Annotated in this window: 19 protein-coding genes; 5 read left to right on the top strand and 14 right to left on the bottom strand. The window is 59.8% G+C overall.

From position 1 onward, the window contains the following. Positions 1 to 9: 9 nt before the first annotated feature. The 3 genes from metG to rsmI all read right to left on the bottom strand — a co-directional run bounded on the left by metG (position 10) and on the right by rsmI (position 4953). Complete coding sequence (gene metG, locus QP884_RS07875) at positions 10 to 1842, bottom strand: methionine--tRNA ligase (protein ID WP_179386238.1); 1833 nt, start codon at positions 1840 to 1842, stop codon at positions 10 to 12. A gap of 152 nt (positions 1843 to 1994) precedes the next feature. Continuing rightward, complete coding sequence (locus tag QP884_RS07870) at positions 1995 to 3851, bottom strand: BCCT family transporter (RefSeq protein ID WP_284821611.1); 1857 nt, start codon at positions 3849 to 3851, stop codon at positions 1995 to 1997. Positions 3852 to 4098: 247 nt separating this feature from the next. Further along, positions 4099 to 4953 carry a 16S rRNA (cytidine(1402)-2'-O)-methyltransferase gene (rsmI, locus tag QP884_RS07865; RefSeq protein ID WP_284821610.1) on the bottom strand — a complete coding sequence of 285 codons (855 nt, stop codon included), beginning with the start codon at positions 4951 to 4953 and terminating at the stop codon, positions 4099 to 4101. 24 nt (positions 4954 to 4977) lie between these two features. On the opposite strand from rsmI, the gene QP884_RS07860 reads away from it, so the two are divergent. Then, on the top strand, positions 4978 to 6597 hold the full coding sequence (locus QP884_RS07860; protein ID WP_284821609.1) for a dolichyl-phosphate-mannose--protein mannosyltransferase: 1620 nt from the start codon (positions 4978 to 4980) through the stop codon (positions 6595 to 6597). Between the two features lie 19 nt (positions 6598 to 6616). On the opposite strand, the gene QP884_RS07855 is transcribed toward QP884_RS07860, so the two are convergent. Both QP884_RS07855 and QP884_RS07850 read right to left on the bottom strand, forming a co-directional pair. Beyond that, positions 6617 to 7318, bottom strand: a complete 702-nt coding sequence (locus QP884_RS07855; protein WP_284821608.1) for a zf-HC2 domain-containing protein — start codon at positions 7316 to 7318, stop codon at positions 6617 to 6619. Further along, positions 7305 to 7718, bottom strand: coding sequence for a DoxX family protein (locus QP884_RS07850; protein WP_284821607.1), 414 nt, complete (start codon positions 7716 to 7718; stop codon positions 7305 to 7307). The genes QP884_RS07855 and QP884_RS07850 overlap by 14 nt, the downstream gene beginning before the upstream one ends. Before the next feature lie 158 nt (positions 7719 to 7876). On the opposite strand from QP884_RS07850, the gene QP884_RS07845 reads away from it, so the two are divergent. Then, positions 7877 to 8593: a DNA-3-methyladenine glycosylase I gene (locus QP884_RS07845; RefSeq protein WP_284821606.1), complete on the top strand. Its 717-nt coding sequence runs from the start codon at positions 7877 to 7879 to the stop codon at positions 8591 to 8593. 14 nt (positions 8594 to 8607) lie between these two features. Here QP884_RS07845 and sepX read toward each other — a convergent pair whose 3' ends face one another. The 4 genes from sepX to QP884_RS07825 all read right to left on the bottom strand — a co-directional run bounded on the left by sepX (position 8608) and on the right by QP884_RS07825 (position 13131). Beyond that, complete coding sequence (sepX, locus tag QP884_RS07840; protein ID WP_284821605.1) at positions 8608 to 9984, bottom strand: divisome protein SepX/GlpR; 1377 nt, start codon at positions 9982 to 9984, stop codon at positions 8608 to 8610. 143 nt (positions 9985 to 10127) lie between these two features. Next, positions 10128 to 10838 (bottom strand): GNAT family N-acetyltransferase, encoded by a 711-nt coding sequence (locus QP884_RS07835; RefSeq protein ID WP_284821604.1) that lies wholly within the window; start codon positions 10836 to 10838, stop codon positions 10128 to 10130. After that, on the bottom strand, positions 10838 to 12148 hold the full coding sequence (gene glp / locus QP884_RS07830; protein ID WP_284821603.1) for a molybdotransferase-like divisome protein Glp: 1311 nt from the start codon (positions 12146 to 12148) through the stop codon (positions 10838 to 10840). Before glp ends, QP884_RS07835 begins: the two co-directional genes overlap by 1 nt. Positions 12149 to 12204: 56 nt before the next feature. Beyond that, a complete protein-coding gene (locus QP884_RS07825; RefSeq protein ID WP_179386230.1) occupies positions 12205 to 13131 on the bottom strand; it encodes a UTP--glucose-1-phosphate uridylyltransferase in 927 nt (308 codons plus the stop codon). A 67-nt stretch (positions 13132 to 13198) separates the two neighbouring features. Between QP884_RS07825 and QP884_RS07820 the strand changes: the two genes are divergently transcribed. From QP884_RS07820 to mscL, 3 genes are all read left to right on the top strand, one after another. Further along, positions 13199 to 13774, top strand: coding sequence for a 5-formyltetrahydrofolate cyclo-ligase (locus QP884_RS07820; protein ID WP_284821602.1), 576 nt, complete (start codon positions 13199 to 13201; stop codon positions 13772 to 13774). A gap of 47 nt (positions 13775 to 13821) precedes the next feature. Beyond that, a complete protein-coding gene (locus tag QP884_RS07815) occupies positions 13822 to 14523 on the top strand; it encodes an SAF domain-containing protein (protein ID WP_434736459.1) in 702 nt (233 codons plus the stop codon). Positions 14524 to 14634: 111 nt separating this feature from the next. Further along, the gene (mscL, locus tag QP884_RS07810; RefSeq protein ID WP_284821601.1) at positions 14635 to 15126 is read left to right on the top strand and encodes a large conductance mechanosensitive channel protein MscL; all 492 of its coding nucleotides are present in this window, start codon (positions 14635 to 14637) and stop codon (positions 15124 to 15126) included. 112 nt (positions 15127 to 15238) lie between these two features. On the opposite strand, the gene QP884_RS07805 is transcribed toward mscL, so the two are convergent. From QP884_RS07805 to QP884_RS07785, 5 genes are all read right to left on the bottom strand, one after another. Next, complete coding sequence (locus QP884_RS07805) at positions 15239 to 15457, bottom strand: hypothetical protein (protein WP_204609786.1); 219 nt, start codon at positions 15455 to 15457, stop codon at positions 15239 to 15241. 16 nt (positions 15458 to 15473) lie between these two features. Then, positions 15474 to 16082, bottom strand: a complete 609-nt coding sequence (locus tag QP884_RS07800; protein WP_204609787.1) for a MogA/MoaB family molybdenum cofactor biosynthesis protein — start codon at positions 16080 to 16082, stop codon at positions 15474 to 15476. 85 nt (positions 16083 to 16167) lie between these two features. Continuing rightward, positions 16168 to 17634, bottom strand: a complete 1467-nt coding sequence (locus QP884_RS07795) for a S1C family serine protease (protein WP_284821600.1) — start codon at positions 17632 to 17634, stop codon at positions 16168 to 16170. 109 nt (positions 17635 to 17743) lie between these two features. Further along, on the bottom strand, positions 17744 to 19303 hold the full coding sequence (locus QP884_RS07790) for a HAMP domain-containing sensor histidine kinase (RefSeq protein WP_284821599.1): 1560 nt from the start codon (positions 19301 to 19303) through the stop codon (positions 17744 to 17746). After that, positions 19300 to 19998, bottom strand: a complete 699-nt coding sequence (locus tag QP884_RS07785) for a response regulator transcription factor (protein ID WP_284821598.1) — start codon at positions 19996 to 19998, stop codon at positions 19300 to 19302. Before QP884_RS07785 ends, QP884_RS07790 begins: the two co-directional genes overlap by 4 nt. Positions 19999 to 20170 lie beyond the last annotated feature (172 nt).

Raw genomic sequence — 20170 nt, 5'->3', positions numbered from 1 at the left:
TAGGTTCTGTTACTTAGTAACAGGCGCCCACTCCGGGCCGGTCTCGCCCAGCTCCGGGTCGAGCTTAGAGATGAGCGGCTTCGGCTTGGCCAAGGCGGTGCCCGGCTCTACCTGGATGCGCTCCCACTTTGCCTGCTGCTGGGTGTAGTCACCCATGATGACCGGATACTCGTGGCCCTCTGGCGGCAAGCCAGCACCGACGAGCTCTACCGGGATATCGTCCTTGACATCATGGACCTCTGGCTGGGCCGCCCACACGCCCTCGCGACCCAAGGTTTCATGAACCTTCTGTGCGGTAAACGGCAGGTACGGCGTGAGCATGACATTGCAGTCAGAAACCACCTGAAGAGCAGTCCACAGCACGGTAGCTAGACGCTCGCGCTGGGTCTCATCCTTGGCCAACTTCCATGGCTCTTGGTCTGCGATATAAGCGTTGGCTTCGCCGACGACGTGCATGATAGCGGTAATCGCCTGCTTGAACTTGGACTGTTCCAGCAAAGAACCGGCGGTCTCGAAGGTCTCTTCCGCCAGCTGCAGGATTTCCTTATCCTTTTCTTCCAGCGCTGCCGGTGCTGGAACCTCACCGAAGTTCTTAAACGCCATAGAAACGGTGCGGTTGACCAAGTTGCCCCAGCCATTGGCCAGCTCATTATTGATACGGCGGACAAATTCATCCCAGGTAAAGTCCGTGTCGTTATTTTCCGGACCAGCCACGGCGATGAAGTAGCGCAGGGCATCGGGACCAAACTCCGCCAAGAAATCCTTGACATAGATGACAACGCCCTTGGAGGAGGAGAACTTGGAGCCAGACATGGTCAAGTACTCAGAGGAGACAATTTCCGTAGGCAAATTCAGCTCGCCGTACTGGTGAAGCTCACCGCCCTTGTTGCCCTTGCCGGCATAGCCCAAAAGCTCGGCCGGCCAGATCTGGGAGTGAAAGGTGATGTTGTCCTTGCCCTGGAAGTAATAATGGCGTGCCTCCGGGTTCTGCCAGAAATCCTTCCACGCCTCCGGCTGGCCGGTGCGGTATGCCCACTCGATAGAAGAAGACAGGTAACCGATGACCGCATCGAACCACACGTAGAGTTTCTTGGCGTTATTGTCCTGCCAGCCCTCAACGGGGATGGGAATGCCCCAGTCAATATCGCGCGTCATGGTGCGCGGGCGCATATCCTCCAACAGGTTCAGGGAGAACTTCAAGACGTTCGGGCGCCAGTCCTCACGTGTGGACAGCCACTTTTGTAGCTCCTCCTTGATGGCGGGCAGATCCAGCAGAAAGTGCTCGGTTTCAATGAACTTCGGGGTCTCGCCGTTGATCTTGGATACGGGGTTGATGAGGTCCACTGGGTCGAGCTGGTTGCCACACTCATCACACTGGTCACCGCGGGCGCCATCCGCGCCGCAGATGGGGCAAGTGCCCTCAATGTAGCGGTCCGGCAGGGTGCGTCCGGTAGACGGCGAAATAGCGCCCTGGGTGGTCTCTTTGAGCATGTAGCCATTGGCATACAGACCCTTGAAGAGTTCCTGTACCACGGAGTAGTGGTTACGGGTGGTGGTACGGGTAAAGAGATCGTAGGACAGGCCGAGGTTGGCTAGGTCGGTGACGATCTGGCGGTTGTAGCGGTCTGCGAGCTCGCGAACGGACACGCCTTCCTTGTCCGCTTGAACCAATAGCGGAGTGCCGTGCTCGTCCGTACCGGAGACCATGAGTACGTTGCGGCCACGCATTCGCTGGAAACGTGCAAAGACGTCAGAAGGAACACCAAAGCCGGCCACATGGCCGATGTGGCGCGGGCCGTTGGCGTAGGGCCAAGCAACATTTACTACTACAGACTCAGTCATGGGTTCTACTGTATCGAAGCCGGCTCTTGTCCACACGATCAGGGCAGACATTTACTCCGCAGGTGAACCGCATTTTCAGAACAAAGCGCCCACCGCTTCCCCACTGCTGAGGAAACGATGGGCGCTATGAAAGCAACCGCAAAGGGTGCGAATTACTTGCGCTTCATTGGGTGCTTGAGGCGCTCGTTGCGGCGCTTCTTAAGTACCTGCGTGCGCTGGTACTCACGGTGCAAGCGGCGCTCGCGGGCCATCTTGCGCTGGAACTGCTGTGCCTCGCGGTACTCGAGGTAAATGACATCCTCGCTCAGCGCCTTGTAGATGGCGAACATCAGGCCAACGACAATGAACAAGAATGGCAGTGCAGCAACGATGGTGACGTTCTGCAGGTTAGACAGTGCGTCCTCATTAGCCAGAAGCAGGGTCAGGCCTACCAAGGCAGTCAGTGCGCCCCATGCCGCGGATAGCCACGGCTTAGCGGTAGAAGCACCGTTTTGAGACATGGAGCCCATCACCGTGGATGCGGAGTCCGCAGAGGTGACGAAGAAGGTAGCCAGAAGGACCGCTGCAACAATACCGGCAACGAAGCCGCCCGGCATGGACTGCAGGAGGTTGAACAGCTCTTCCTCAGCAGACTCGCCGGTAATGGATTCGCCGTTTTGCTCCATGTGGATAGCGGTGCCGCCGAAGATAGCGAACCACAGGGTGGATACGCCGGCTGGAATAAGCAGGACACCCAGGCAGAACTCGCGGACGGAACGGCCACGGGAGATGCGTGCCAAGAACATGCCCACGAATGGGGACCAGGAAACCCACCATGCCCAGTAGAAGATGGTGTAGCTGGATAGCCACTCACCGGCGGCGCCGTTTTCGGACTCGGCCGTGCGGCCGATCATCTCGGTGAAGTAGTTGAGGTAGTTACCGATGGAGCCAGGAATCTGGTTCAGGATGGTAACGGTCGGACCCAAGATGAACACGAAGATGGCCAGCACTGCGGCGAGGACCATATTCGCATTGGAAATGTACTGAATGCCCTTGCCCACGCCGGACATCGCAGACAGGAGGAATGCGAGGGTAAGGACCAGAACGATGCCAATAACCACGGAATTGGTGGGGTTATCGATGATTCCGGATGCCTTCAAGCCGGCCTGAATCTGCAGGGCACCCAGGCCCAGGGAGCAGGCGGTACCGAAGACGGTGGCGAAGATGGACAGGACATCGATGCACTTGCCCACCGCACCGTTGGCGTTACGCTCGCCGATAAGCGGCACGAAGGCCTGGCTCAATAGCTGCTTGCGGCCAATGCGGAAGGTCGAGTACGCGATGGCCAAGCCAACGATGGCGTAGACCGCCCAGGGGTGCAGCGTCCAGTGGAACATGGCATAGGCCATGGACGAGCCCACGTTGCCAGTACCCTGGCCCGGAGTGCCGTCACGGTAGTTAGCCAGCGGCTCGGAAGCGCCGTAGAACATCAGGCCAATGCCCATGCCGGCGGCGAACATCATGGCAATCCACGACGGCGTGGAAAATTCCGGCTCCTCATTAATGTGGCCCAACTTGATGGAGCCGAACTTGGAGGCGGCAATAAAGACAACGAACACCACGAAGACGGTGCCGAAGAGGATATAGGCCCAACCGAAATTGTCCACGACCCAGGTCAGGGCCGAAGAGGAGAAGTTGGCAAAGTTGTCTGGGGCGGCCAGGCCCCACACGACGATCGCGGCAATCAGCACGCCGGCGATGCCCACGATGGACCAATCGATTGGCATATTGTCACGATCGGCCGCGATCTCCACCTCAGGATCGTCATAGCGCTCCGGGTGGAAACCATCGGAGTGAATCATATCCTGAAGCTGGCCGGTGGCAGATTGTGCGTCCAGCTGCTCGTCTACAGTCTGATAATTCTCAATAGGCTGCCCGCTCGAAGAAGCAGAGGCCGGCTGCGCCTGTGCGCCGACCGGTTCCTTTCCTTCTTCTGGCACGCCTGTGCCCATATTTTCCGAGTTTGTCATGAGCTATACAGTGGTGCGGAACTACTCAATTATCAAACGAAGCACAGAGAAACCTCGCTGCTCAACGCCGTTTCCCAGGGATTTTCCACGATAATTTGAAAGGTTTTTACGCTTCATTTCCCCATGTAAATACCGCTTTAAGCCGCCCACACGCCCGAACACTATAACAATTCAATTACAAAGACCCCGTTAGTGAAACCGTCTAGGAACGATGCGGGGTGTGACGTAATCGAAACGACCAGTAAGGCTAGGCCTTGCGTGCATCCAAGGCGGCGTCGTAAAGCTCGCGGTTGGAAACCTCAGTACCTTTGGCTACCTGCTTGCACGCGTCCTTCAGCCGCATCCCCGCCTCCGCTAGCTCGAGCGCCTTGGGCACCAGGTCTGCGGCGGTAGCGGCAGCGGCCGTACCGCCCTCGATCACCACAGTGATCTCTCCCCGAGCACCATCTACTGCCCACTCGGCAAGCTCGCCCAAAGTGCCGCGGCGGATTTCCTCATAGGTCTTGGTCAGCTCCCGGCACACCGCGGCCGGGCGGTCAGCGCCGAGAATTTCCGCTGCCTCGGCCAGGGTTTCGGCCACGCGGTGAGGAGATTCAAAGAAGACGATGGCTCGCTTTTCGTTGCGCAGTGACTCCAGCCACGCCTTGCGGGGACCGGGCTTGCGAGGAGGAAAGGCGTCGAAAAGGAAGTGCCCCACGCCCAGACCCGAAAGCGCCAGGGCCGTCGGCACTGCGGAGGGGCCAGGAAAACAGGTCACGGGAATATCGCGCTCGGCCGCCGCGGACACCAAGGACAGGCCCGGATCAGAAATAATCGGCATTCCGGCATCGGTAACGACGAGGACGGTGCCCGACGCGGCGGCATCGATAAGCTGCTGGGCCCGATCCTTTTCATTGTGATCAAAATTGGACACCACCCGTCCAGAAATCTCGATCCCCAAGGCCTGGGCCAGATTGCGCACGCGCCGCGTATCTTCGGCCGCGATGACGTCCGCATGTTGCAAGGCATGCATTAAACGCGCGGAGGCATCTCCTACGTTTCCCAGCGGCGTGGCGGCGAGGATTACCCCGCGCGGTAGTGGATCCAGACCTAAAACAGACATGCCTCTAGCATTCCATACTCTCTAATGCGCGGTTGCGCTACGTTGTCGCCTAGACTCAACCAAGTGACTATTGCTACCGCTGCCCCATCGCGCACCACGCACGACACCGTGGCTCCGCCAGCACCCCGCGCCTATCAGTGGGGCAAGGCTGACTGGATAAGCACTAGCGTCGTCGGCGTCCTTGCGCTCATTACCCGCTTTGTCGGCCTTACCGCGCCCGTTTCCAAGGACACGCCCGTCTTTGATGAAAAGCACTACGTTCCCCAAGCCTGGGACATGGTGCGAAGCTGGGATAACCTTTTTATCGGCGGCATTGAAACCAACCCCGGCTATGGCCTGGTGGTTCACCCACCGCTGGGCAAGCAGATCGTGGCACTTGCCGAATGGGTCTTTGGTTATTCACCTCTCGGCTGGCGTTTTATGACGGCGCTTTTCGGAGCAGCCACCGTGCTCTTGACGATGTCCCTGGCCCGCCGGGTCTCTTCATCATGGCAGGTAGCAACCCTAGCCGGCCTCATCGCCGTATTTGATGGCGTGCTCTTGGTCTCCTCCAAGTTCGGCATGCTGGATATCTTCCAAGTCTTTTTCGTGGTAGCTGCCGCCTGGGCGCTCGCCCGCGATCACAATCAGATGCGCGAGCGCCTCCACAACGCGTTTGTGAAGGATCGGATGGGCTCTTCCGCCTTTGGTCCGCGCTTTGGATTCCGCTGGTGGCGCCTCCTTGCAGGTGTCTGCCTTGGTCTTTCCCTGGGCGTGAAGTGGTCCGGCCTGTACTTCATCATGTTCTTTGGCCTGATGTCCGTCTTTAGCGACCTTGCCTTGCGCAAGCGCTATGGGGTACGCCGCTATATACTCGGCACCCTGGTGCGCGATACCCCTGCTGCCCTGGCCTCCCTTGTGCTCGTGCCGGTACTGCTCTACGCCTGGACCTGGCGGGCTTGGTTTTCCTCCGAAACCGCCGTTTACCGCCATGCCAAGGTGGATGGCACCATCGAGGATGGATCGTGGCTAATGAACTTGCCCGATTCCTTGGCCGGCTGGTTCTACTACCACTCCTCTGTCTTGGAATTCCACGCCAGCCTGACCTCTTCCGGCGGCCATCATCACCCGTGGGATTCCAAGCCCTGGGCCTGGCTCGTTGCCGCCCGCCCGATCTTGTACTACTCCTCCACCGACCTGCAGTGCGGTGATGGCAGTAACGAATGCCGCAAGATGCTCTACCTCTTTGGCACCCCGGTCATCTGGTGGCTGGTCATCCCGGCCGTGCTGTGGGGCCTGTGGTCGCTCATTATTCGCCGCAACCGCGCCTTCCTTATCCCCTTGGTGGGCTTTGCGGCAGGCTTCTTCCCATGGCTCGCGGCCTTCGACCGCCAGATGTACTTCTTCTACGCCACGGCTTTCATCCCCTTTGTCATCGTGCTTATTGCGTTAGCTTTAGGCCAGCTCATCGGGCATGGCAGGCCTGTGCGGTGGGGATGGCTAAAGAGCTTGGCCGGCGGCCCCGTACGGTGGGGCACTATCGTCGCCGTGTTCTACCTAGCCCTGGTAGTGGCGATGTTCTTCTACTTCTCCCCCATTTTGTACGGCTACAAGATTCCAGATTCCTGGTACCACTCCATGATGTGGCTGCCGAGCTGGACCTAACCTGGCCAGAGTGGAGTGATTATTGCGGCTGCGCGTTGAGGGACTTCCACCACGCGCGCACCAGGTAGCCCTTTTCCGCCAGCCAGGCCCACGCCAGGCTCAGAGTCGCCAGCGCGGTAGCGATAAGGAAATACACCTGCTCAATGGTTACGGTACCCAGCGCTATATCGCGCATGCCAAAGCCGAAGAGGAAGGCAAACATCGTGGCCGATACCGGAAGCAGTCCGGTAACCGCCGCGGGGCGCCAAGCGCTGAAGAATAAGCCACAGGCCATGCCAAAGCGCACTGCCGCGCCCTCCATCAGCAGGTTAGCTCGCTCCGGATCCGCAGTGGGATCCAAAATCTTTCCTTCCTCGCCCAACGGGACGAGACCGGAGGCGTGCACGATGAGCACCACTGCCCAGATCGCAAAGATGACCCCCATAAGAACCATGGCGGCACGAGCAACCGTGAGGTTGGCTTGGCGCGCGCTCGAGGTACGCCGCCATTCCGGCTCCACGCCGGCCAAGATGACATCAGAAAGATCCGTGGGCGGCGCCATACCGGAATCCGCAGGCTCCACAAAGCTCAGTGAACGCGATAGCGCGGCCGCCTTGTCGCGAAAAGCGCGGCATTCGGCGCAGCTTTCCAAGTGAGTATCAATGACGTCCTGGGACAGATCGGAGTGCTCTCCATCCATGTGCGCGGAGATTGCCGCTTGGACCTGGCTATGCGTCAACATTGCTGAGCACCCCGTCCATGCTGGCTCTGCCGGAGCCAAAAATTACGATCATCAGCAGGGACAACAGCAATACCAGTGGGTATTCGATTCCACCATCGGCAGCAAATAACCCGTGGCCCAGGTGCACGAAATACAGGGCACACCCCATGAGCAATGCGAGTGCCCCGGCGACAAAGGTAGTGAGCAGACCAACGACGAGGAATGCACCGCCGACCATCTCTCCTATGGCGGCGATATAGCCGGAAAGCTGTGGCTGCGGCACCCCCAGGGCGGAAAATTGCCCCACGGTTTCATCCATGCCGGTCATAAACATCTTGTCCACGCCGTGTGCGATAAAGATTAATCCGAGGACCGCTCGAAAGATAAGCAGTGCAGCATCGCGTACGGCAGGTCTATTCATGCTGAACAGATTACCCTGAACCCCTCACCCGATGCGAAGGCAATGGACTACACCCATACTCCTGGGAAATTCGCCCTTTGGCGGGGGAAGGAAAAGAACACGACCGCGCGGGCTGTTTCAATGGGAACCACGCACAAAAGATAAAAGGAGAACACACCATGAGCGAACCAACCACGCAGTCCGAAGAGCGCACCACCTTGGTCTATGACGATGATGGCCTGGGCCGCCCGCCGTGGGCGATGTCCTCGCCGATGCTGAAGGAGTATTACGACACCGAATGGGGCCTGCCCATTTTCGATGAAGCTGGACTTTACGAGCGTTTGAGTCTCGAGTCTTTCCAGTCCGGCCTGTCCTGGGCAGTGGTGCTCAAGAAGCGCGAAGCCTTCCGTGCGGCCTTTTGCAACTTCGATCCGGACAAGGTCGCCCAATTCGATGAGGCGGACGTGGAGCGTTTGCTTGGCGACGCCTCTATTATCCGCAACGAAACCAAAATCCGCGCAGCGATTAATAACGCCAAGGCGACCATCGCTCTGCGCGAGGAAGGCGGGCTGGCGGAGTTCATTTGGGCCTACCAGCCTCCGGAGAACCTCTACCCCACCGTGATGGAAGATATTCCGAAAAAGAGCTACGAGTCCAAGCTCATGTCCCGCGAACTCAAGAAGAAGGGGTTTCGCTTCGTTGGACCGGTTACCTGTTTCGCCCTCATGGAGGCCATCGGCATGATTGATACGCACCTTATCGGCTCCCATCGCCGCGGTACCTCCGGGGTGTGGCTGGAGAGCGGCGTGCCGAATTATGGCTTAGCACAGGAATACAACGCGCTCGCGAACTCGCAGACAGCGGGCGCTGACGAGCTTAACGGCGCTGCTAGCTAGTCCGCCACACGGGCTTATCCAGCGCGGCGGGCCGCTAGGTCATCGCGGCGGCCGTAGCCATCGGGCCCGGCGTGCGGGCCGTCAAAGTCGCCGTCCTCACCATCGCTATAGCTCAGCGGAAGGTGCACGAAGTCCGGGCTCTCATCGTCGATTTCCACAACCACGGCGCCTGGGCGGCGCAGATTGCGCGGAATCTTTAGCTCTTCGTCCTCGGCGTTGCGCACGCCCAAACGGGCGCGGCGCAGGTGGCGCACACGGCGGCGCATCAGTGCCTGTTCCTGGCGTACCTGAGAGCGAAGGGCGATCAAGTAGGCCACGGTGAGCACGCCGGCGACGGCAGCCAACCACCACGTCCAACCACCGACCACGATTCCGAGGGCTACCGTGAGCACCACGGCCACGGCCAGCCCCAGCAGGGTGCGCTGACGGCGCTGGTAGCGCGTTGCAGACTTTTCCTTTTCCGCTACCGGGTCCCAGCCACCGCGGCCCAAACGACGCTGGGCAAACTCGACCTCGTCCTCGGACAGGTCGGTATCCATGCCGGCATCGTCTGCTTCCGTGGCCGCTGCTAGGTTCTCGGAGCCTTCGGCCTCGTCTGCCTCGTCCGCGCCGGCAGGATCTATGGAGTCATTCTCACTGTCCTCGGCCTTGTCTACGGCACCCGGGTACATGAGGTCTACCGGCGAGGTATAGGTTTCATCGTAGGCATAGGCATCGCTCGCCACGCTAGAGACAGCTGGGGCGCTAAATACCTCAGCCTCGGCGGCGGCAACATCGGAGGCTTTGTCCTCAGTGGACTCGTCCGCGGCGTCGTCCTCGTCCTCCAGCAGCACGTCGTCGACGTCGTCCGCCTCTGCGGTATTGGCTTCCTTGTCCGCATCAGCTTGCTGGGAGGCAGGAACCGCAGCTGCCTGTGGCTCGACTGCAGACTCGTTTTCATCTGCAATCGCTTCTTCCACCAATTCGCCGTCGATGGTTTCTGTCTGTTGCGTGGATTCTTCACCTGCGGTGGAGGCAGATGCAGCAGTAAACGCACGGCTACCGCTACCGAAGGGCTGGGACTTGGCACGCCGTGCGGCGCCGGCAATGGTCACGGAGCGCGAAGAGGACTTGGTGGCCTCGGTATCGGTTTCACTGTCGGTAGCGTCTGCAGCCTCGACGACTTCATAGTCCGCCTCGTCCTCATCGTCGCGGCGATGCACGTCGCCGGCGCGCAGGCGCGGACGACGCCGGCCAGCGACCTTGCCGGAATCTCCTTCAAAAAGGACACGGGTATCTTCAAAGGCCTCACCGGTATGGCTCATTGGGCGGTTATTCCTACCCAATAGCCACGGTGCGAGCACGAAGAGCCACACCACGATGATCGCGATAATCGGCACAGCTGTCGACACGAAAAGGACCTTCCCCTTGAATACAGATGATTACTCCACCTTAAACGGTGAAACCGCACCGTAGCACCCCAAATTCGCACAAATTACAATGTTGTGACTTATGTGAAAATTGAGGTCGGATTCCCAGTAATTGGGACGCTATTTCACGCCAGTCGTCCAGCCTGGCGCAGGCGCTCCACCGCCGTAGAGGCAAAGTCTTCTTTCACCAACGCCACGTAGTGGTGGTCCTGCCACGCGCCGTCGATATGCAGATTGCGCCGCAAATACCCCTCATGCCGGAATCCGTTGGCGGCCAAGACGCGACCCGAGGCCGGGTTGTGCTCCAGATAGGTAGCGGTCACGCGGTGCAAACCCACCCGCCCAAAGGCATGGTCCACGCCCAAGGCGGTCGCGGCCGTAGCCACCCCGGCGCCGTGAACCGCAGAATAGACCCAGTAGCCAATCCAGCAATCGCGAATGCTGCCATGCTGAATATTTCCCAGGGTCACCTGCCCGGCGAATTTCCCCTCCACTTCGATGACGAGCGGGACTACCAGCGCCTCACGCGCGGCAGTGCGCAGGTACATCAGGTGATTCCACCAGGCCTGCTGGCTATGCGCTGCCGCCCACGGTGCGGCTTGGGTCGGCTCAACCGGGCGGAGGAAGCTTTCATCGTCGATGCGCTGACGCCGCCACTCATGGCCGTCGGAACGCAGCAGGGGGCGCAAGCGCATCTGCGCCCCCGAGGGAAAGACAGATGAGGAGGGAAGCTGGACAAGAGGAGTAGATTCCGGCCACCCCGGATGCATGTCATCGGTGGGGCCGGTAGCAGGATGGCGGAACCTATCCGCCGCGTTGCCGAAAGGATCGAGCATTAGCTGCGCTGGGTCAAAAACAACACATCAACCACATCGCCCGGGCGGATTTCGGTGACCTCTTCCGGCACGCGAATCATGGCGTTGGCCTCTGAGAGGCCGGCCAAGAGGTGGGCCGGGGCACCTGCGGCACCGCCGAGGCCTTCTACCAAGTAGTCCGCGGTTTCGGCATCGCGCATCAGGCGTGCACGGATGAAGCCGTGCCGACCGGGGCGGGAATCGATGTGGTTCAATGCGCGGGCACGCACCACGCGGCGGTGCGCATTGCGCTTGCCCAGCGCCAAGCGGATGAGCGGGCGGATATAGACCTCAAAGACCACAAGCGCGGACACCGGATTGGACGGCAGCAAAAAGGTAGGAATACGCTCCTCGCCCACCAGTCCAAAGCCTTGGACGGAGCCGGGATGCATGGCCACGCGGGAGGTATCGACATCACCAAGATCGTCGAGGATCTCGCGGATGGCCTCGGCGCCAGCGCCGCCCACCGCGCCGGAGATAACCAGCACCTCGCTGCGGGCAATGTGCTTTTCCAACGCTTCGCGGATGCGGCGCGGCTCGCCCTCGGCAATGCCTACGCGGTGCACCTCCGCCCCGGCTTCACGGGCCGCGGCAGCCAAGGAATAAGAGTTCACGTCAAAAACCTGGCCCAGCGCTGGTTCTTGATCCAAGTCGACCAACTCGCGGCCAAAGGAGATGATGGTAATACGCGGCCGCGGATACACCAGCACCTTTGAGCGGCCTACCGCGGCTAGAAGGCCAATCTGAGCGGGGCCCAAAACGGTGCCGGAAGATACGGCGACATCGCCAGGCTGGATGTCGTCGCCTACCCGGCGCACAAAGTCACCAGAGCGCACCGGGCGGTGGGCGGTGACGCGCTTGCGGCCGCGGTCGGTCCACTCGAGGGGCAGGACGGCGTCGGCAAGCGTGGGCAAAGGCGCACCCGTATATACACGCACCGCTTGCTTAGGCTGCAGGCGCAGTGGTTGCTTGGAGCCGGCCGGAACCTCACCGACCACGGGCAGGGAACGCTCTACCTCCGGCTGCGGGGAATCCGCATCCTCTTCGCCCTCTGCGGATTGTTCTTCCTGGTCCTTGTGGCGGCGCACCCGCAACCCCCGCTCGCCGCCAATATCCACGGCGCGCACCGCGTAGCCGTCGATGGCCGCCTGCGGGAACCCCGGCAGGGGTTGATTAGCCTGCACTTGCTCGGCGCACATCAAACCCAGCGCGTTGGAAATACCGATGCGCACCGGCTCCGGCGTCGTCGCCGCATCCGTTACCAGCGCCAACTGGTCATCAACTGAACGCATAAGGTCTATGCCCGCCCTTTCTTCGCTTCCACGTCCTTGGCCACTGGGAAAAATCCCTAGGCTAGGCCGTGCTCGTCCTCATACTCGGCCATGATTTGCTTAATCGCTTTATACAGCGTGGGACCATACTTTTCATCGCGCAGGCCAAAGTCCACATTGGCGGGGATATAACCGCCGGGATTGCCCAAATCATGGCGCTTTCCTTGGTGGACTACCACGTGGACGGGCTCGCCTTCTTCAATGAGGAGCTCGATGGCGTCAGTAAGCTGCAGCTCGCCGCCCTTGCCCGGCTTAATGCGGCGCAGGGCATCAAAAATCTTGCGATCCAAAAGGTAGCGGCCGGTGGCCACGAGGTTAGAAGGAGCATCCTCTACCGCCGGCTTTTCCACCATGCCCACGACCTTCTTCACGCCAGGAGCATCGGTATCTTCCACGTCGAAGACGCCGTAGTTGTAGGTCTGCTCGCGCGGGACCTCGAAGGCGCACAGCACGCTGCCGCCCAATGCCGCGCGCACACGCGCCATATCCGCCATGACGGTGGCGGGCAAGACAATGTCATCAGGGAGCATGACGGCGAAGGAGTCCTCGTCTTCCCCAAGCACCTCTTCAGCAAGGCCCACCGCATGGCCCAAGCCCAGCGGCTTTTCCTGCTCCACCGCGACGGGGTGAATGATCTGGTTGGCGCGCTTAACCTTTGCCACCTGCTCGTCCTTGCCGCGGGATTCAAGGGTCTCTACCAGCTCGGGGAAAGCCTCGAAATGGCGCATGACCTCTTGCTTATCGGGCGCGGTAATCACCGCAAGGCGGCGCGCGCCGACAGAGGCCGCCTCCTCTGCGATGAGTTCGATGCCGGGAGTATCAACAACGGGCAGCAGTTCCTTTGGAACCGTCTTGGTGGCGGGCAAAAATCGGGTGCCCATACCTGCCGCTGGAACTACAACCGTGGTGATTCCGCGGGCGGAATCTTCGCGTTCTATAGCCATGCACAATAGCGTACAACGCCACATTATTTTCCCGTGCACCGCTACGCCGCGGGGTTATGATTTATTCATGACCTCTTCCATCACCGCCAAAAACGAGCTGCGCGCCCGCTTGGTCCAGGCCCGCCGCGAACTTTCCTCCGAGGACCACGATGCTTTTACCGCCGCCGTGCGCAAGCATCTCGAATCCGAGCTAACCGAGTCCATGACGGTGGCCGCCTACTGGCCTTTGGGCTCTGAGCCCGGTGGTGCGGACTTTGTGCCGTGGCTCAAGGCACATGTCTCCCGCGTCCTCCTGCCAATTTCCGGTAAGAATGGCACCTTGACCTTTGCCGAATACCGCGGCAAGGAAGCCATGCACACCAGCCCATTGGGTTTAAATGAGCCTCAGGGCCCAAGCTTTGATAGCAGCGTGCTGGCCGAGTGCGATCTGGTGCTCGCCCCTGCCATGGCGGTAGATGCCAAGGGCAACCGCATGGGCAAGGGCGGTGGCTACTATGACCGCGCGCTAGAGCCGCTTCCCCACGGCAAGCCGCCGGTTTTCGCCATGGTCTACCCTTCCGAATTCCTAGACGAGCTGCCTACCGAGGACCACGACCGCAAGGTTGATGCCGCCGTCACTGCAGAGGGCATCACACGCTTCTAGTTTTAGGGTGCGGGAACCATGCGCGGTTTCGGGCAGTCTAAAAGAGTATGTCCACTTCGCGTATGCCCCGCCTTATATCCACCCTTCGCACCCCTGGCCACCGCCGCGGCGTTGTAGTGCGCCGCGCCATTGCGGTGGCCCTTCTTATTGCCGCGCTGGCTTCGGCCTTATCTGCGGCCAAGGAGCTGCCGCGCGTGCCCGTCTTCAGCCGCGATCTTCCTGCGGGCGCGGAGCTGGCGCTTGCCGACGTCGACTTGGCCCGCCTTCCTTCCTCCTCCATCCCCGATTCCGCGGTAGCGGCAAAGCCAGAAGAACTTACTGGCCGCGTGATAACCGCCGCAGCCGGCAAGGGCGAAGTGATTACCGATGCTCGCCTATTGGGAGAAGACCTCGTCTCCAGCTTGGTCGGAGGCTCCGACGCCGCGGCTGCGCGGATGATCCCGGTGAAGCTCGCCGAGCCAGACATCATCCCCCACCTGCACCATGGCGATACCGTGGACGTGGTAACCGCCGTCGATACCGCCTCCTCCCCTGCTGAAGAGGGCGAGGCGCCTACAACGCCCACCGCGCGCGTTATCGCCACCGGCGGGCGAGTGGTGTCGACCTCCAGCGCCGAAGGCGAGGCCTCTTCCTCTACTGTTTTGCTCGCGCTACCCCAAGACCACGCCAATGATGTAGCCGCGGCGTCGCTAAGCCAGCCACTCACTGTAGTTATCGTGGGTGACCGCGCTCACCCACAACAACGCTAGTCCATTTCAGCCACAACAGTTGTGGTTGGTTAACAGCTGCACTAAAGTTTCGCGGTGTCCATGGTTTATACCAACCCTTAGTTATTCCCAGAAAGGTTCGTGCATTTCACCATGCTCAAGGGTTTTAAAGACTTCATTATGCGCGGCAACGTCATCGAACTTGCCACCGCGGTCATCATCGGCTCCGCCTTCACCGCAATCGTCACTGCCGTTACTGACTCCATCATCCAGCCGATCATCAATTCCCTTGGCTCCGCTGAGGTGGACGGATTGGGCTTCCAAATCACCGACAACAAAAACACCCTCGTTGACTTCGGCGCAGTAATCACCGCAGCGATCAACTTCCTCATCATCGCCGCAGTGGTCTACTTCCTCATCGTCATGCCGATCAACAAGCTCACCGAGGCCACTAAGCGCCGCCACGGTGTGGACCCTGAGGCCCCTGCCCCAACTTCCGAGGAACTGCTCGCGGAAATCCGCGACCTGCTCGAGGCCCAGAACGTCTCCGATAAGGACATCGCAGGAACCGGCATTGACGGTTCCGCCCGCGGCGCTGCCGACGCCGATTACGGTTCTACCGACGGCGGCCGCCACCAGGCTTAGACCCCCTTGGCTGCATGCGCAGCGCAAAGCCCGCAGTTTCACTTCTTCGGAAGCGAAACCGCGGGCTTTTTATGTACCGCTATGGCTCCAGACCTTCATCCTGCCTTAGGCACTAGCCGCCGTAGTGTGGGGGCTGATTCTCTCGGTAGAACTGTTCATCGCGCTGGCCGGACTCCCCCTCTGTCGCCGCCGAATCCGCGTCATCAACGGTAACGATTCTCTCCTCATCGGCACCATCGGCAGCGTGTGCGCCGGGCTTATCAGCACTACGGTCATAATCGACAGCAGCAGATTGGCGGAATACTCGCCGGCGATTTCTCCGCGACGTCATAGAAAATACCCTGCGTTTACTGGACGCTAGACTGCTGCAGCTGGTCAATGAGGTGGTGCACCAGAGGCGCCAAGGTAGCCATGCCATCGCGGACGGCAGCGCGCGACGAGGCAAGGTTGACCACTACGGTAGAGCCCGAAACACCCGAAAGACCGCGGGACGTGCAGGCATCCACCGCGCCACAAGCTTGGCCAGAAGAACGCAGCGCCTGCGCCACGCCCGGCACCATCTTGTCGATGACAGACCGGGTAGCCTCCGGAGTCTTATCGCGCGGGCCCACGCCGGTGCCGCCGACGGTGAGGACCAAGTCCACGCCACCGACCACAGCGGTCTCAATGGCCTGGCGGATCTTGGATTTCTTGGAACGCACCACGATGGCGCCATCAACGCGGAAATTAGCCTCCGCGAGCAGCTCGCTTACCAGCTGCGAAGTGCTATCGGATTGCTCACCGGGATGATCGGTGACAATAACGATGAGCCCGCGGCGCGGGGCAGCAAGGCTATCCTCCTGCTCGCTTGCTAACAAGAAGGCATCATCGGGTTCGGCTAGATCCATCAAGGAATCGCGCTTATTCGCGCCGTCGGGCTGCGCGGAGTCGGTCACATCGTGCTGCGAATCTGGCATTTTTCTCCTTAAGTTAAGGCAATACGGCCTTGTGGCGGGGTGAGGTACGGCGCATTCAGCACCTAATGAGGTCTTGCACAGTAATTTACTCGCCTGAGAGGGTTACCTCTACCTGACGGGTTTCTTCCGAGTCTTCGCGGGTAACCTCCAAGGTCACCGTCGCACCAAAGTCTTGCGATCGCGCCGCCGCAATAAGCGCATCGGCGTTTTCAATCAGGCGATCGTTGACGCGGGTGACAATGTCGCCGTCCTTCAGGCCTGCCTTATCTGCTGGTCCGCCCGGTTCTACCTCGGCGATGCGGGCACCATTGCCGTCGTCGCGCGCTAGCACCTTCACGCCAAGGGTCGGATGGGAAACTTTGCCGTCATTGATGAGCTCATCTGCCATGCGCTTGGCAAAGTTGGATGGAATGGCAAAGCCCAAGCCAATGGAGCCGCCCTCGCCGGAGGAACTATTAGACAGCGAAGCAATCATGGAGTTCATGCCCACGATATTGCCGTCTCGATCCACCAGCGGGCCGCCCGAGTTGCCAGGGTTTACTGCGGCATCGGTCTGAATGGCGTCAATCAATGAAGACTCGCCGCCTTCCTGGGAAGCGCGAACGGGACGGTTCTTTGCCGATACGATACCGGAGGTCACGGTCGCGTTTAGCCCCAAAGGAGAGCCCACGGCCACTACCTCTTGGCCCACAGCAACGGAATCGGAGTCACCGAATTGCAAGAAGGGCAGGTCTTTGACGTCCTTGATTTTCACGATGGCCACGTCCGTATTCGCATCCGAGGCCACCACCTCAGCATCATGCTTACTGCCGTCATTCATGGTCACCTGCATCATGCCACCGTGCTCAGCACCGGCAACCACGTGGTGGTTGGTCAGTACATAACCATCTGGGGAGATGACAGAACCAGAGCCTTCAGCGCCACCAGTACGAGTCATCGTCTGGATAGAAACCACCGCCGGCAAAACCTTGGAGGCAACTTCTTCAACGGAACCCTGCTCCGGTTCCTTACCGGTGCTATTGTTCGCCGGCTCAGCCTTAAGGGCTTCATTGACCACGGAGGTATCGTTATTGCCTCCCCCGGAACTCATGCCGACCACAGCGCCGGCGATCGAGCCTGCGGCGATGGCAGCGACGGCCGCCAAAGCGGTGGCGGCGCCCAAGCCAATTTTCTTCTTTTGCTCCGGCTGCGGAGGCAGCGGGGTGACCATCGGGCCTTCCTGCCCCTGACCGCTAAAGTTTTGGGCCTGTGGGGCATTCGGATAGGGCCCCAGCGAACCTAGTGTTCGCTGGTCATTGCCTTCAGCACCGCCGCGCGGTTGATTCCAGCCTTGCGAATAGGAGCCGGTCTCTTGTGCCTGCGCGCCAGCGTCGCTGTGAAGACCAAATCCGTCACTGTAGGGGCCAGCGTTGCCAGCCACGGCATCTTGCTGGTTGGTTTCTCCAAAGTTCGGACCACCCTGAACCGGCTCGGCCCTACCCGGGCCTTCCTGGGACGCTCCCTCCGGGGAGTTTCCATCAAAGCCGCGGTAATCGTCATTCCTCATGTTCATGAGAAAACTATGCCTCACTTCGCTTGGTCAAGACTGATACTGATCTGCCAACCTACTAAGAATTCCTGAAAGGTTGCTGTATTACCTCACCAGTATAAACGCTTGTACGCTAGCTCTGATTAAACCAGCGCTGCGCAAAGATTTCACCGCGGTCGATCGAGTCTTCCTTACCACCCGGCAGCCCCTCATGCGGGTCTGCCAAACCGTCCACGAAAATCTCCCCCGGCACAGGCTTGCCCGGCAAGATGATTTCCATGCGGGTACCACCATCATTAGACTCGCGGATTTTGATGGTGCCATCGTGGCGTTCAATCACCGATTTCACAATGGCCAAGCCCAAGCCCGAGCCCGGCATGGAGCGCGCTTCGGCCGAACGATAGAAGCGTTCAAAGACCTTCTCCCTTTCCTCCGGTGCAATGCCAGGCCCGGAGTCATCAAAGCGCAGGCGCACCTCGTGGGTGGATAGCTGCTCCATAGACACGCGCACCGTGCCAGTAGCCGGCGACCACTTAGCCGCATTATCCATAAGATTAAGCGTGGCACGGCCCAATGCGAAGGGGTCGCCGTCCAGCTCCCACGGGATAAAGCGCACCAAGAACTCCACATCGGGACGGCGGCGGCGCGCACGCTCCAGCGAAGCCATCATGACTTCACACAGGTCCACCGGCTCCGGTTCGCGCTCATTGCCGTCCTCACGCGCCAAATCAACGAGGTCTCCAATCAAGGTGGAGAGCTCATTCATCTGGGACATGACGTCATCTTCGAGGTCCCTGCGGTCTTCATCGCTCATACCAAAGCCAGCACCGGCCCGATTGAGCATCATCAAAAGCTCAATATTGGTACGCATAGAGGTCAGCGGGGTTTTCAGCTCGTGCCCGGCATCGGCTACGAACTGAGACTGCTGCGAACGGGATTCCTGCAGCGCCTCCAGCATCTGGTTAAAGGAAGTGGTCAACTGCGCCATCTCATCGTTATTAGAGACCTCAATAGGGCGCAGGTCGTTGGTCTGCGTCACGTAATCCACCGCTCGCTTCAGCCGGGCGATGGGTTGCATACCGGTTTTGGACACGATGAGGCCTGCAAAAATGGCGAGCACGATGCCAAGGGCAACGATAATCAGTAGCACCGTGCCCAAGATGGCGATGAGCTCTTGCGTAGGAGCGAGAGACTGAGCGACGACCACGGTAGAACCAAGATCATGACGCTTGGCCAGCACTCGCTCGCCGCCGACGGTACGCACGGAAGTTTCGGTATAGTCCTCCGTCCGGTGGAAGTCCCCGCCCACAGGAATGGTGTCGCCGTAGGAAAAGCTCATTGAGGGTGGAGATAGGGCTACGCGGGTGCCAGGGTTATAGGACTTAAAGTCCTCAATCTCCTGGTCCACGTTATCCATGAACCGTGGATCCTGGCTTTGCCGCAACAAGACATCGGCCTTGGCCTCCAGGCGGTCGTCGACGGAGGCAGTAAGGGACAGAGAAACTACCCAATACGTTGCCAACGTCATCAAGGCAACGGCTACGGCCACCACAAGGCCGGTAACAGTAGCAAGGCGCCACCGCAGTGGCGCCCGTGAAGCCCAACTCCCCTGAGGCTCAGAGAACTCGGTAAGAGGGGTGGACTGCACTTTCCCGGAAGCCACCGCAGGGGAAGCGGGCTTCCTTAAAATCACGGATTAGACTCCCTCAAAACATAGCCCACGCCACGGACGGTGTGGATGAGGCGAGCATCGCCCTCGCCCTCCGTCTTCTTACGCAGGTAGCCGATATAGACCTCGAGAGCATTGCCGGAGGTAGGGAAATCGTAGCCCCAGACTTCTTCCAGGATCTTGCTGCGAGAGAGAACCTTGCGGGGATTTTCCATCAGCAGTTGCAGCAGCGCGAACTCGGTACGCGTCAAGGAAATGGCCCGGCCACCGCGGCTGACTTCGCGGGTATCGGCATCAAGTTCAAGGTCCTCGAAGCTCAGCTTGCTTTCCACTGGGGCTTCAGCTGCGATGGAATCTGCGGAGGCGCGGCGCACCAAGGAGCGCACACGGGCCAACAGTTCCTCCAATGCGAACGGCTTCGGCAGGTAGTCATCTGCGCCGGCATCAAGGCCAGCCACTCGGTCCGAAACACCATCGCGCGCAGTCAGAACGAGGATCGGACGGTCCCAACCCTCACTGCGCAGGGTGCGGCACACCTCAAGACCATCCATGTTGGGCATCATGACGTCCAAAATAAGCAATTCGGGATTCTCAGTGCGCACCGTCTCCACGGCCTCCAAGCCGTCGTTAGCGGTCAGCACTTCGTAGCCGTTAAAGCGTAAGGAACGGCGTAGCGATTCGCGGACGGCTTGTTCATCATCCACCACAAGGATTTTCATAGTCCTAATTATTACTTATGGCAGTCAACTTCATGAAGTTAAGGGAAATATTTACCCCCACAGTCCCCCAAATACGGTTAAAAAATGCTTATAGGGGCGGATTCTAGGGGTCGTTGCAACGATGATGGTTAGTTTGGTTTGATGCTACCGGTTTGTGTGAGGGCGTTGGTCA

Origin of the sequence: Corynebacterium tuberculostearicum (assembly GCF_030229345.1) — a bacterium.
GTDB lineage: Bacteria > Actinomycetota > Actinomycetes > Mycobacteriales > Mycobacteriaceae > Corynebacterium > Corynebacterium tuberculostearicum_G.
This window is presented reverse-complemented; position numbering and strand designations above follow the sequence as displayed.

What these genes read in the sequence shown, in the direction of transcription:
- QP884_RS07820 (WP_284821602.1), top strand. Translation starts at nt 13,199, where the DNA reads ATGACCTCTTCCATCACCGCCAAAAACGAGCTGCGCGCCCGCTTGGTC.
- QP884_RS07815 (WP_434736459.1), top strand. Translation starts at nt 13,822, where the DNA reads ATGTCCACTTCGCGTATGCCCCGCCTTATATCCACCCTTCGCACCCCT.
- glp (WP_284821603.1), bottom strand. Translation starts at nt 12,148, where the DNA reads ATGCGTTCAGTTGATGACCAGTTGGCGCTGGTAACGGATGCGGCGACG.
- QP884_RS07805 (WP_204609786.1), bottom strand. Translation starts at nt 15,457, where the DNA reads ATGACGTCGCGGAGAAATCGCCGGCGAGTATTCCGCCAATCTGCTGCT.
- QP884_RS07785 (WP_284821598.1), bottom strand. Translation starts at nt 19,998, where the DNA reads ATGAAAATCCTTGTGGTGGATGATGAACAAGCCGTCCGCGAATCGCTA.
- QP884_RS07835 (WP_284821604.1), bottom strand. Translation starts at nt 10,838, where the DNA reads ATGCTCGATCCTTTCGGCAACGCGGCGGATAGGTTCCGCCATCCTGCT.
- QP884_RS07855 (WP_284821608.1), bottom strand. Translation starts at nt 7,318, where the DNA reads ATGTTGACGCATAGCCAGGTCCAAGCGGCAATCTCCGCGCACATGGAT.
- mscL (WP_284821601.1), top strand. Translation starts at nt 14,635, where the DNA reads ATGCTCAAGGGTTTTAAAGACTTCATTATGCGCGGCAACGTCATCGAA.
- rsmI (WP_284821610.1), bottom strand. Translation starts at nt 4,953, where the DNA reads ATGTCTGTTTTAGGTCTGGATCCACTACCGCGCGGGGTAATCCTCGCC.
- QP884_RS07825 (WP_179386230.1), bottom strand. Translation starts at nt 13,131, where the DNA reads ATGGCTATAGAACGCGAAGATTCCGCCCGCGGAATCACCACGGTTGTA.
- QP884_RS07850 (WP_284821607.1), bottom strand. Translation starts at nt 7,718, where the DNA reads ATGAATAGACCTGCCGTACGCGATGCTGCACTGCTTATCTTTCGAGCG.
- QP884_RS07860 (WP_284821609.1), top strand. Translation starts at nt 4,978, where the DNA reads ATGCGCGGTTGCGCTACGTTGTCGCCTAGACTCAACCAAGTGACTATT.
- QP884_RS07845 (WP_284821606.1), top strand. Translation starts at nt 7,877, where the DNA reads ATGAGCGAACCAACCACGCAGTCCGAAGAGCGCACCACCTTGGTCTAT.
- QP884_RS07870 (WP_284821611.1), bottom strand. Translation starts at nt 3,851, where the DNA reads ATGACAAACTCGGAAAATATGGGCACAGGCGTGCCAGAAGAAGGAAAG.
- metG (WP_179386238.1), bottom strand. Translation starts at nt 1,842, where the DNA reads ATGACTGAGTCTGTAGTAGTAAATGTTGCTTGGCCCTACGCCAACGGC.
- QP884_RS07795 (WP_284821600.1), bottom strand. Translation starts at nt 17,634, where the DNA reads ATGAACATGAGGAATGACGATTACCGCGGCTTTGATGGAAACTCCCCG.
- QP884_RS07800 (WP_204609787.1), bottom strand. Translation starts at nt 16,082, where the DNA reads ATGCCAGATTCGCAGCACGATGTGACCGACTCCGCGCAGCCCGACGGC.